The 11,883-nt window shown below is 69.6% G+C and carries 9 protein-coding genes; 4 read left to right on the forward strand and 5 right to left on the reverse strand.

Annotated elements, in window-relative coordinates:
• Positions 1 to 53 precede the first annotated feature (53 nt).
• The 3 genes from BKY59_RS15955 (at position 54) to BKY59_RS15965 (ending at position 4,525) form a co-directional block, all read left to right on the forward strand.
• The gene (locus BKY59_RS15955; RefSeq protein WP_076073133.1) at positions 54 to 1,139 is read left to right on the forward strand and encodes a LacI family DNA-binding transcriptional regulator; all 1,086 of its coding nucleotides are present in this window, start codon (positions 54 to 56) and stop codon (positions 1,137 to 1,139) included.
• Between the two features lie 110 nt (positions 1,140 to 1,249).
• A complete protein-coding gene (locus BKY59_RS15960; RefSeq protein ID WP_076073134.1) occupies positions 1,250 to 3,028 on the forward strand; it encodes an IlvD/Edd family dehydratase in 1,779 nt (592 codons plus the stop codon).
• A gap of 54 nt (positions 3,029 to 3,082) precedes the next feature.
• Entirely contained in the window at positions 3,083 to 4,525 is a 1,443-nt protein-coding gene (locus tag BKY59_RS15965; protein ID WP_076073135.1) for a sugar porter family MFS transporter, read from the forward strand.
• 349 nt (positions 4,526 to 4,874) lie between these two features.
• On the opposite strand, the gene xylB is transcribed toward BKY59_RS15965, so the two are convergent.
• The 5 genes from xylB to BKY59_RS15990 form a co-directional block, all read right to left on the reverse strand.
• A complete protein-coding gene (gene xylB / locus BKY59_RS15970) occupies positions 4,875 to 5,660 on the reverse strand; it encodes a D-xylose 1-dehydrogenase (protein WP_076073325.1) in 786 nt (261 codons plus the stop codon).
• A gap of 11 nt (positions 5,661 to 5,671) precedes the next feature.
• Complete coding sequence (locus BKY59_RS15975) at positions 5,672 to 6,820, reverse strand: fumarylacetoacetate hydrolase family protein (protein ID WP_129586436.1); 1,149 nt, start codon at positions 6,818 to 6,820, stop codon at positions 5,672 to 5,674.
• 16 nt (positions 6,821 to 6,836) lie between these two features.
• A complete protein-coding gene (locus BKY59_RS15980; protein WP_240500163.1) occupies positions 6,837 to 7,751 on the reverse strand; it encodes a polysaccharide deacetylase family protein in 915 nt (304 codons plus the stop codon).
• 210 nt (positions 7,752 to 7,961) lie between these two features.
• Positions 7,962 to 9,707: a glycoside hydrolase family 9 protein gene (locus BKY59_RS15985; protein WP_076073136.1), complete on the reverse strand. Its 1,746-nt coding sequence runs from the start codon at positions 9,705 to 9,707 to the stop codon at positions 7,962 to 7,964.
• Positions 9,708 to 9,776: 69 nt separating this feature from the next.
• A complete protein-coding gene (locus BKY59_RS15990; protein ID WP_076073137.1) occupies positions 9,777 to 10,955 on the reverse strand; it encodes an endo-1,4-beta-xylanase in 1,179 nt (392 codons plus the stop codon).
• A gap of 237 nt (positions 10,956 to 11,192) precedes the next feature.
• Between BKY59_RS15990 and BKY59_RS15995 the strand changes: the two genes are divergently transcribed.
• A complete protein-coding gene (locus tag BKY59_RS15995) occupies positions 11,193 to 11,813 on the forward strand; it encodes a L,D-transpeptidase family protein (RefSeq protein WP_076073138.1) in 621 nt (206 codons plus the stop codon).
• Positions 11,814 to 11,883 lie beyond the last annotated feature (70 nt).

Raw genomic sequence — 11,883 nt, forward strand, 5'->3', positions numbered from 1 at the left:
GTCCCGCACCGGGTTCCGCTTGCCGCGACGGCGGTTTCCGCTAGGTTCCAGGGATGAGCCCAGACGGATCCGGAAAGGCGCGGTCTTCACGCCGTACGGGCGGCGCCCCGACCATCAGCGACGTCGCCCGCCGGGCGGGCGTGTCGCCGATGACGGTGTCGCGCGTCATCAACGGCGTGAACAACGTCCGGCTGGTAACGCGGGACGAGGTGAACAAGGCGATCGCGGCGCTGAACTATGCGCCCAACCCCGCCGCGCGCAGCCTGGCCGGGGCGGGCCAGACGCGGATCGGCCTGCTCTACAGCAATCCCAGCGCCGGGTATCTGAGCGAGTTCCTGCTGGGCAGCCTGGACCAGGCCGCGCGCAGCGACGTGCAGATCATCGTCGAGAAGTGCGAACTGGGCGATCACGAGATCGAGGTGACGCGCCACCTGATCGACGGCGGGATCGACGGCATCATCCTGCCGCCGCCGCTGTGCGAGACCGCCGCGATCCTTGACCTGCTGGCCGCGGCGGGGGTGCCGACCGTATCGGTGGCGAGCGGGTTGCCGGCCGAGGCGATGCTGGCGATCCGGATCGACGATCGGGAAGCGGCGCTGACCATGGGCCGGCACATATTGGCGCTGGGCCACCGCCGGATCGGGTTCATCGCCGGCAACCCCAATCTGTCCGCCAGCGCACGCCGGCTGGAGGGATATTCGGCCGCGTTGCAGGAAAGCGGGATCGCGATCGACGACGGGCTGATCGCGCAGGGGCTCTACACCTATCGGTCCGGGCTGGACGCGGCGGAACAGCTGCTCGACCGGGGCGATCCGCCGACCGCGATCTTCGCGTCGAACGACGACATGGCCGCGGCCACGGTGGCGGTGGCGCATCGGCGCGGACTGGACGTGCCGGGCGACCTGACGGTCTGCGGTTTCGACGATACGACGCTGTCGACTGCGATCTGGCCCGAACTGACGACGATCCATCAGCCGATCGCCGACATGTCGCGCGCCGCCGTCGAACTGCTGGTGTCCACCATCCGCCGGCCGCGCGGCACGGATGGGCCCGACCGACACCGCCTGCTCGACTATACGCTGATCCGGCGGCAGTCAGATGCCCCGCCACGCCGGAGGCCGCGCGACCGCGCATCGTGACGACGGTTCGGACGCGCGCGTGCCGCTTGACGATGGACCGCTATCTGTTAGCGATATCAGGAAGATGGTGCGCCTGACATTCGGGCGATGCCGGGCGGGAGAGCAGCAGCGTGGAACGACAACCGGTTCGGCCCTTCCGATCGCGCGACTGGTTCGCGGACCCGGCGCGGTCCGACATGACGGCGCTGTATCTGGAACGCTTCATGAATTACGGGCTGACCCCGGCCGAGCTGCGGTCCGGGCGGCCGATCATCGGCATCGCGCAGACCGGGTCCGACCTCAGCCCCTGCAACCGCATCCACCTGGACCTCGCGCGGCGCGTGCGCGACGGGATCCGCGATGCGGGCGGGATCGCCATGGAGTTTCCAGTCCACCCGATCTTCGAAAACTGCCGCAGGCCGACCGCGGCGCTCGACCGTAACCTCGCCTATCTCGGGCTGGTCGAGACGCTGTACGGCTATCCGATCGACGCCGTCGTGCTGACCACCGGGTGCGACAAGACGACGCCGTCGGGCATCATGGCGGCGTCGACGGTCGATATTCCGGCCATCGTCCTGTCGGGCGGGCCGATGCTGGACGGGTGGCACGACGGCGAACTGGTCGGGTCGGGCACCGTCATCTGGCGGTCGCGGCGCAAGCTGGCCGCGGGCGAGATCGACGAGGAGGAGTTCCTGCAACGCGCGACGGACAGCGCGCCGTCGGCCGGCCATTGCAACACGATGGGCACCGCATCGACCATGAACGCGGTGGCCGAAGCGCTGGGCCTGTCGCTGCCCGGCTGCGCGGCGATCCCGGCGCCGTACCGCGAACGCGGGCAATATGCCTACGAGACCGGCCGCCGGATCGTCGAGATGGCGTATGAGGACCTGCGCCCGTCGCGCATCCTGTCGCGCGAAAGCTTCCTGAACGCCATCCGGGTCGTCACCGCGATCGGTGGTTCGTCCAATGCACAGCCGCATATCCACGCGATGGCGCAGCATGCCGGGATCGAAATCGTGGCGGCGGACTGGTCTACCTACGGGTACGACCTGCCGTTGCTGGTCGACGTGCAGCCGGCGGGGCGGTTCCTGGGCGAACGGTTCCACCGCGCCGGCGGCGTGCCGGCGGTGATGACCGAACTGCTGGGGGCGGGGAAGCTGGACGGCAACTGCGCGACCGTGACCGGGCGCACGGTGGCGGAGAACATCCTGGGGCGCAGCGCCACCGACCGCGAGGTGATCCGCGCGTTCGACACGCCGTTGAAGGAACAGGCCGGGTTCCTGGTGCTGACCGGCAACCTGTTCGATGTCGCCATCATGAAGACCAGCGTCATTTCCCTCGCCTTTCGTGCGCGTTACCTAGAACGGACGGGTGCGGAGAATATCTTCGAGGCGCGCGCGATCGTGTTCGAGGGATCGGACGATTATCATCACCGGATCAACGACCCGGCACTGGATATCGACGAGAACTGCATCCTGGTCATCCGCGGGGCGGGGCCGATCGGCTGGCCGGGTTCGGCAGAGGTCGTGAACATGCAGCCGCCGGACCATCTGATCCAGCGCGGGATCATGGCGTTGCCGACGCTGGGCGACGGGCGGCAGTCCGGCACGTCCGACAGCCCGTCGATCCTGAACGCCAGCCCGGAAAGCGCCGTCGGTGGCGGGCTGTCCTGGCTGGCGACCGGCGACATCATCCGGATCGACCTGACCGCCGGCCGGTGCGATGCGCTGGTCGACGAAGGCGAGATCGCGCGCCGCCGGGGCGGGCCGCCGCCGCCCATCCCGCCGAGCAACACGCCGTGGGAGGAACTGTACCGCGAAAAGACCGGGCAGCTGGGCGAGGGCGCGGTGCTGGACTTCGCCGTGAAGTATCGCGGCATCGCGGCACGCACGCCACGCCACAACCACTGATACCGAACAGACCGGCACGGCCGGCACGAGGGGAGAGCGACGATGACGGACAGGATGCGGGATTTGCCCGGGGACGGACGAACCGACGGGCGCGCCGACGGCGGCATGGTGAACCACGGTTTCATCGCGGCGATCGTCGCGGTGGCGACGATCGGTGGTTTCATGTTCGGCTATGACTCGGGTGTCATCAACGGCACGCAGAAGGGGCTGGAGGCCGCGTTCGGGCTCGGCCGGCTGGGGATCGGCGTGAATGTCGGCGCGATCCTGGTCGGATCGGCGATCGGCGCGTTCGGGGCGGGGCGGTTGGCCGACCGGATCGGGCGGCGCAACGTCATGATGATTTCGGCGGTGCTGTTCCTGTTCAGCGCGGTGCTGGCGGGGGCGGCGACCGGTTCGGCGATCTTCATCTTCGCGCGGATCGTCGGCGGGCTGGGCGTGGGTGCGGCCAGCGTGATTTCCCCGGTCTATATTTCCGAAGTGACGCCGGCGGCGATCCGCGGCCGATTGTCCAGCGTGCAGCAGGTGATGATCATCGCCGGGCTGACCGGTGCGTTCGTCGCGAACTTCGCGCTGGCCCGCTATGCCGGCGGTTCCACGGCGGACTTCTGGCTCGGCTATCCGGCGTGGCGCTGGATGTTCTGGTTGCAGGCGATCCCGGCCGCAATCTACTTCTTCGCGCTGCTGGTGATCCCGGAAAGCCCGCGGTTCCTTGTCGCCAAGGGGCGGGAAACGGACGCGCACACCGTGCTCACCCGCCTGTTCGGCAGTGCGGAGGCGGACCGCAAGGTCACCGAGATCCGCAATTCTCTGGCGGCCGATCATCACAAGCCCAAGCTTTCCGACCTGAAGGACAAGGCGACCGGCAGGATCCGGCCAATCCTGTGGGCCGGTATCGGTCTGGCCGTCTTCCAGCAGCTCGTCGGCATCAACGTCGTCTTCTATTACGGCGCGACATTGTGGGAAGCGGTGGGGTTCACCGAGGACAATGCGTTGCAGATCAACATCCTGTCGGGTGTCCTGTCGATCGCGGCCTGTCTGTTCACGATCGCGACCGTCGACCGGATCGGGCGCAAGCCGTTGCTGCTGGTCGGGTCGGCCGGCATGGCGGTGACGCTGGCGACGGTGGCCTATGCCTTCTCGACCGCGGTAACGGGGGCGGACGGTGCGGTGTCGTTGCCGGGCAATAACGGCATGATCGCGCTGATCGCGGCCAACCTGTACGTCATCTTCTTCAATGCCAGCTGGGGCCCGGTGATGTGGGTGATGCTGGGCGAGATGTTCCCCAACCAGATCCGCGGTTCGGGGCTGGCGGTGGCCGGCTTCGCGCAGTGGATCGCCAATGCCGCGATCTCGGTCAGCTTCCCCGCGCTGGCGGTGTCACCCGGGCTGGCGGTGACCTATGCGGGCTATGCGATCTTCGCGGCGATCTCGTTCTTCTTCGTCAAGGCGATGGTGGTCGAGACGCGCGGGCGGGAACTGGAGGATATGCCGGGCTGAGCCTGACGGGCAGGGGGTTGGATTGGTCGTCCCTACTCGTCATCGTCATCCCGCCGCAGGCCGGGGATCTCCCTTGGGCTTGGGGTGCGTGTTTTACCGCAGCGAGATCCCGGCCTTCGCCGGGATGACGGTTTGGGGGCTGGGGGGCTGATCGGAGTTCGGGCTTCGATCGCGCGGATGCTTACGGTAGGATGACTGTGGGTGAATCCATCCCAGATCCGACCATGCCGAGCGCAGTCGAGGCACGTTCCCCGAGCGTAGCCGAGGGGCGATGTTGACGTTTCGGCTACGTTCGACGGATCCCTCGACTTCGCTCGGGATGGGCGGATCAAACCAAAGTCATTGTGGTCTAGCGCCAGCCGGCGTCGACCCAGTAGTTGTGGCCCGTGCACATGCGCGCGTCGTCCGATGCCAGGAACAGCGCCATGGCCGCAATGTCCGACGGCTGAATGCGTGCGTCGAGGCATTGCGCGGCGACGATCTCCGCCTCACCCTCCGGCGTGTACCACTTCTCCTGCCGCGGGGTCTGGACGTTGCCGGGCACGATGCAGTTGACGCGGATGCCGTCGCGGCCGAGATCGCGGGCCAGACTGCGCGTAAGGCCCTCGGTCGCGGCCTTTGCGGTCTGGTAGAGGATCAGGTCCGGCAGCGCGAGGTGCCAGCTGATCGATCCGAAATTGACGATCACGCCGCCCTTGGCCGCCTTCATCGCGGGGATCACCGCCTGCGCGGCGAAGAAGGCGTGGCGCAGGTTCACGTTCATGCGCTGGTCCCAATAGGCCGGGGTGACGTCCGCGATGACGTGGCGATCGTCGTTGGCCGCGTTGTTGAGCAGCACATCGACGCCGCCCAGTTCGGCGACGAGCTGCGCGAAGACGGTCGTCAGCGCATCGAGATCGGTCAGGTCGAGCGGCCGGAAGATCGGCGCATGCGCGGCGTCCGGCGAGAGGCGGGCGACCAGCGCCTCGCCGTCCTGCACCGCGACATCGACGAACGCAACATGTGCGCCCTGGCGGACGAACGCCTCGACCAGCCCGGCGCCGATGCCGGACGCGCCACCGGTGACGATCACGCGTCTGTCGCGCAGCGAGGGATAGGCGGCGGACTGCGAAACGCCGGTCGCGTGTTGGGGCATGGGATCTTCCATCAGCTACGGTCCGCCAGCAGACCGCGGGCGGCAAGGTTGCGGGTCAGCGCCGTGACGCCGAACGACCAGGGCGGTGCAGCCTTCGACGTGGTCACGCCGTTCACGAGGCGACCGAGCCGGGGCGAGGCGATCGCGACGGTATCGCCGACCTTGTGCGTGAAGCCGCCACCGGGTTCGTCGCGATCCTTGGTCGGCGCGAACAGCGTGCCGAGGAACAGGACGAAACCGTCGGGATATTGATGCTCGCTCAGCGTCTGGCGCACCAGTTCGTCCGGATCGCGGCTGATCTGGTCCATCGCGCTGGCGCCGTCGAGGACATAGCCGTCCGCCCCCTCGATCCGCAGCGTAACCGCCGCGCGGCGGACATCGTCCATCGTGAAGTCGTCGTCGAACAGGCGGACGAAGGCACCCAGCGCGCAGGATGCGTTGTTGTCTTTCGCCTTGCCGAGCAGCAGGGCGGAGCGCCCTTCGAAATCGCGCAGGTTGACGTCGTTGCCCAGCGTCGCGCCGACGGTGCGGCCGGCGGGATCGACGAGCAGCACGACCTCCGGTTCCGGGTTGTTCCACGTCGAATCGGAACGGATGCCGACCGCGGAACCCCAGCCGACGGTCGAGAGGATCGCCGCCTTGGTGAACACCTCGGCATCGGGGCCGATCGCGACCTCCAAATATTGCGACCAGAGGCCCTCTTCGATCAGCGCGGCCTTGAGTGCGGCGGCCTCTGCCGAGCCGGGGACGACGCCGGCGAGACCGCCGCCGACGCGGGTTTCGAGCCGGGCGCGCACCGCGACCGCCGCACCTGCGTCGCCGCGCGCGCGTTCCTCGATCACGCGTTCCAGCGCGGAGACGGCGAAGGTGACGCCGGCGGCCTTCACGCACTGAAAATCAATCGGGCTGAGCAGCCGCGGCGTGCCGTCCGGCGACAGGCCGAGCGCGGCAAGATCGCCGATCACCTCGCCTGCGGCCGGATCGAAAATGCCGCCCGCCACCAGTTCCGCGACGGTCGGTGCGACGCGTGCCATGTCATGCGCGATACCGCCGACAACGAGGATCGGGGACGGGCCGTCGCCGCGGTCGATGCGGCCGAGCCAGCGGCCGCTGCGCCATTCGGTGCCGAGCGCGTCGGCGGGGTCGAAGTTGGGGATCACGCGATTGGTCTCCGTTTCACGAGCAGGATGCGGCGGCGGGTGGACCGGCCAGCGGGGGAATAGCGGGCAGGCCGGCCAGCGACGGCGTCGGCCCCGGCCGCGACAGGTCCATCGCCGCTGCGTAATAGGGATCGGCTTGCGCCTCGGCTAGCGTCACGAACCGGAACTCCAATTCACGGTACAGGGCAAGCAGCCGCGGCAGCATGTGCGCGTCCATCGCCCCGACATGCATCAGCAGCACATAGGGAACGTCGCGCCCGACCTGGGCCTGCGCACGGGCGCGGGCGGCAAGCGCCGCGGCGCGCGCGTCGGCGAGGAAGCCGGCTTCGAGCAGCGCGACCGCGCGCCGGTCCCGCCGGTCGGTGCAGGCGGCGAACGGTGCGGCCCAGCGATAATCGGCGAAGTCCATCGTAACGGCAGCGACGCGGTAACCGCGCGCGTGCAGGGTGGCGCGCGCGGCATCACGCATAGCGGGCACGCTGCCTTCCGCGAGGAATGGATAGCGGAACCAGTGCCAGTCCTGCCCACGTGCCGCCGCGGCCAGCGGGGCTTCGTTGCGGACGATATCGGCAACGAAGGCCGGCGCGCCGACCCGGTCCAGATTGAGGTGGCCATAGCCGTGATTGCCGAGCGGCAGCCCCGCCGCGCGCCAGGCCGTGACCGCATTTCGCGCGGCAGGATCGTCCAGCCCGAAACCGGCGTTGAGGAAGCCGAAGGCGGGGGCCTTTGCCCGGCGCAACGCCGCGGTGATGGCGCGAATGACGCCGACCCGCGTCTGACCGCGGGGCAGCGGGCCGTGAACGGGAATATCGTCGAAGGTCAAAGCGATCGCGGGGCGCGGTGCAGGCGTCCGCGCCATGGCCGCGCCGTACGCGTCGACTGATGCTGGAAAGGACAAGGCGAGCAGCAGCCGCAACGACAAAGATTTCATCACGCCTCCCCTCCTGTCACCTTCGATAGCGCTATCAATTCGCATGGGCGAGTCCGGACCGCAAGCGTTGCCGCCGCGACAGCCACGCACCCGAACGGCGGCACGGCGGGCGATCCGCCCAATGCGCGCGGACGGGGCGTGCTTCAGTCCGGATCGACATCCGGCTTTCATGGCCGACGCGCGCGTCGTCCGCTCGAATGGCGACCCGTCCTAGTCCGCGTCGAGATAGGCGGCGACCCAGACGAGCGGCGCGTTCCAGTTGATCGCCATCTCGTTCAGCGCATAGGCGTTGATATCATCCGCCCAGCAGCGCTGCGGCGCGCACCGCCCTTTCAGACGCAGCGCCACGGGATCGGCCATCGCCGTGTTGTTCGGTCCGCCGGACAGGACGCCGGGCGGCGGCGGGGGGAAAGCGGGGTCGGCCTGATGCGCCCAGAAACGATGATGCGGATTGCGCAGCGGTTTCCAGCCCGCCCCCGAGACATAGGATTGCCCGAGCGGGTTGCGCCCCAGGACATAGTCGGCGGCATCGACCGCCCCCGCCCGGTAGCGCGGTGCCCCGGTGAAACGCGCGGCGAGGCCGAGCAGCATAGCCCGGTTCAGGATCGTGGCGTTCGACCCCCAGCTATAGGCCGTCGCGGCATAGGGGATGCGATATCCGCTGCGTGCCGTTTCGGCCAGGAACCCGTCCGCGGCGGCGACGATGCGCGCGCGTGCGGCGGCACGGATCGCGGCCGGCACCCCCGCCGCGGTGGCGAGCGTGATCGTGCCGAGCGGCGCGACGTCGGCCCAGCCGGGCGTGGTGACGGGGCCGAGCGGCAGGGCTGCGCGATATTGCGCCTCCCCCGTCGTGGCGAACAGTTCTGCCGCCGCCCAGGCGCGTTCGTCGCCTAGCTGCGTGTCGCCGTAGCCGCCGCTGCCGGTGAAGGACTGTACCGCGAAGATCGCGGGATTGCGCGCGGCCGCATCCCACGCCAGTCGCGCGGCGGCCAGGCAGCGCGCGGCAAAGGCCGGGTCGATCGGACGCCACAACCGTGCCGCCTGTGCCGCGGCGGCCGCAAGGTTCAGCGTCGCGGCGGTGGAGGGGGGATAGAGCAGCCGCGGTTCGCGGTCGGCGGCCGGCGCCGTCGGGATGGTCGTCCAGCGCGCGTCGGCGACCTTCTGGAACGCCATGCCGCTCGCGTCGACGGGGGTCAGGACCAGCCGGCCCGAATCGGGGGTCGGCCCGATGGGCAACGCCATGCGGGTTGCGGCCGGCAGCTGCATCCGCAGCATCCATTCGATTTCCCAGCGCGCTTCGTCGAGCAGGTCGTCATGGCCGTTGCCCGCTTCCGGCAGGCGGGCCTCGCCATCGGCGAAGAGCCGCCGCGCCATGCCGGTTTCGTACAGATTCTGCAGCGTCCACACCGCGATGCCCGCGTTGACGACATATTTGCCGTGATCGCCGGCATCGTACCAGCCGCCCGTCACGTCGCGCGGGGCGGGGCAGCCGGGCCAGCGATTGCCCTTCTGATCCGGACCGGAGAAACAGGCGGCGATTTCCGGTGCGTGGCCGGCGGCGCGCGCCCAGCGGGCCCCGACGAAGCGTGCCTCGATCGGCGTGCCTGCCCGCTGCTGGTAGAAGACCGACAGTGCGTTGCGGGCGAGCGGGGCGTAGATGTCCCGTCCGATCCGGAAGGTGCCGCTGTCCACCCCTGCGACGCGTAGCCGGTACGCGCCGGGTGTCGCCAGCGCGGTCAGATCCGCATGGTGGACACGGTCGCCCGAAACCGGATCGTCGGCCCCCGGCGTCGTCCGGCCGCGCAGCACGACGGCACCGCCCGCATCGACGACCTGCCAGTCGAGTGCGGCCGGCGGGGCGGCGGCGATGACCGCCTGTTTGCGGTCGGCGGGCCGGAAGCCGAGCTGGTTCAGGTTGATCGTCGTGGCGGCGAGCATGAGGAAGGCGGAGAACATGGCGGGTCCTAAGGGAGAGCTGCGTTCGAATGGGCACCGGCCCGTCAGGCACGGCGTCCGGCGGTCCGGTCAGCCGCGCATCGGGGCGGCGGCAATGGCGGCGGCGATCGCGGCCCGCATCGGCTTGGGCACGAAGCCGGCGTCATAGGGGCAGGGGCGGCGTTTCACGCCGTCGGGACGCGGTTCCAGCCCCTCGATCCAGCTGTAGCGATCGGTCATGCCCCAGAGGAGCACATCGCGCAACGCGGGGTAGCCGAACATGACGTCGAGATAGCCGCGCGTGAAATCCGCCACCGCGGTGTCGCGCGGGCCGATGGCGGCGGGCAGGGCGTTGTCGCGCACGTCCAGTTCGGTGATGACGAGGCCGTACCCCATCGCGGTCACCGCATCCAGAAACCGCCGCCAGTCGCCTTCGAGCGCCGCGATGGCGCCGCGCGTATCGAGGCCCTGCGTAACGATGTGCGACTGCACCCCCAGCGCATCGACGGGGACGCCGCGCGCCTTGAACCCTTCGAGCAGTTTCAGCACGCCGGCATGGTGCCGGGCGTTGCCGGGTTCCCAGCCCATATAGTCGTTATAGACGAGTTGCGCGCCGGGCGCGGCGGTGCGCGCGGTGCGGAAGGCGAGGTCGAGCGTCGCCTCCGGCCCGCCCAGCGCACGCGACAAGGCCGTCTGGTACAGGCCGCCGTCGGCTGGGTTCACGGCTTCGTTGACCACGTCGTAGCTGCGGATGCGCGTGCCGTAGCGCCGGCAGACGGTGGTAATATGATCGACGAGCAACCGCTCCGCCGCGCGGGCGGGGGTGGCGCCGAAGTCGTGGGTTTCGGCCCATTGCGGCATCCATTTCGGCTGGTGCCACAACAGGTTGTGACCGCGTACCGGCAGGCCGTTCGCATCCGCCCAGTTGATCATCGCGTCGAACCGGCTGAAGTCGAACCGGGTCGCGTCCGGCCGCAATGCCTGCCACTTCATCTCGTTTTCGGCGACCAGCAGCCCGCAATCCCGTTTCAGCAGCGCCGCATAGGCCGGGTTGGCGAAGGACCCGCGATCGTCCCCTGGCGCACCCCAGGCGAAGCAGGACCCGACTCGCAGACCGCGGGCGGTTGCCGCGGCATGCAGTCCTGCCGGCGCAGCTGGCGGGCCGGAACCGCCGAGGCCGGCCAGCCGCGCGGCGCCGCGCGGCCCATCGCAGGCCGCAACGGCCGCGGCGCCGAGCAGCGCGAGGCCGTTTCGTCGGCTGAACTGCATCGATCCGCTCCGCATTTTTCGTTGTAACGCTACCATGACAGTGCGCGTCGGGCTGTCAATCGGGGCCGTACCACGCGCCCGGTGATCCGCGGCGGCAGCGCGACCCGCCGTGGCGTTTCGATAACGCGACGAGACGGTCGCCACTGGCCTAGCGGCGATCGGTTGCGCTACGCTCCGCCGCGCTGCCGGCCCCAGGTTCACGCCAGCCCCGCGGGTCGCGCGCAGCACGGAGGATCGATGACGCGACTGTGGCCGACTCTCGTCGCGGCGGTGCTGGCCCTGTCCGGGTGCGGCGGGCCGCCGGTCCTGCCTGTCGACCCCGCGGCGCTGGACGACCGGCACTGCGCCGGCGGCGGGGTGCGCGAATGCACGTTGCTGGCGACGGGTGACGGCACTTTCGTGCTGGCGGTGCCTGGGCTGCCGACGCGCCCGGCACGGCGGGTCGCACGACCTGCTTCGGTGGCGGCGGCAGGCGGTGGCGGCGTGCGGGTGCTCATCAGCCTGCCGCAGCAGAAACTTTATGCGTTCCGGGGTAAGACTTTGGTCGCGACGTCGCCGGTGTCGACCGGCAAGCGCGGGCATGCGACGCCGGCCGGCACGTTCCGCGTGCTGCAAAAGGCGGTGACCCATCATTCCAATCGCTACAGCAATGCGCCCATGCCCTATATGCAGCGGCTGACGACGTACGGGATCGCGATCCACGCAGGCGCGCTGCCCGGCTATCCGGCGTCGCATGGCTGCATCCGCCTGCCGCGCAGTTTCGCGCGGACGCTGTACCGGATGACGCGCAACGGGACGGTGGTGACGATCACGCGGGCGCGGCCGGGCACGACGGCACAGGCGCTCGCATTGTCCTGAACCCCCCGGCGGGCGATGCGTGCGGGGTTGCGCCGCCCATGTTTTTGGTCCGTAGCGGGCGGACATTTCC

The sequence above is a fragment of the Sphingomonas montana genome, assembly GCF_001956315.1.
In the GTDB taxonomy this organism is placed as follows: Bacteria; Pseudomonadota; Alphaproteobacteria; order Sphingomonadales; family Sphingomonadaceae; genus Sphingomonas_R; species Sphingomonas_R montana.

Excerpts from the sequence above, each read along its gene's own strand:
- BKY59_RS15980 (WP_240500163.1), bottom strand. The coding sequence starts at position 7,751 with ATGAAATCTTTGTCGTTGCGGCTGCTGCTCGCCTTGTCCTTTCCAGCA.
- BKY59_RS15955 (WP_076073133.1), top strand. The coding sequence starts at position 54 with ATGAGCCCAGACGGATCCGGAAAGGCGCGGTCTTCACGCCGTACGGGC.
- BKY59_RS15990 (WP_076073137.1), bottom strand. The coding sequence starts at position 10,955 with ATGCAGTTCAGCCGACGAAACGGCCTCGCGCTGCTCGGCGCCGCGGCC.
- xylB (WP_076073325.1), bottom strand. The coding sequence starts at position 5,660 with ATGCCCCAACACGCGACCGGCGTTTCGCAGTCCGCCGCCTATCCCTCG.
- BKY59_RS15965 (WP_076073135.1), top strand. The coding sequence starts at position 3,083 with ATGCGGGATTTGCCCGGGGACGGACGAACCGACGGGCGCGCCGACGGC.
- BKY59_RS15985 (WP_076073136.1), bottom strand. The coding sequence starts at position 9,707 with ATGTTCTCCGCCTTCCTCATGCTCGCCGCCACGACGATCAACCTGAAC.
- BKY59_RS15995 (WP_076073138.1), top strand. The coding sequence starts at position 11,193 with ATGACGCGACTGTGGCCGACTCTCGTCGCGGCGGTGCTGGCCCTGTCC.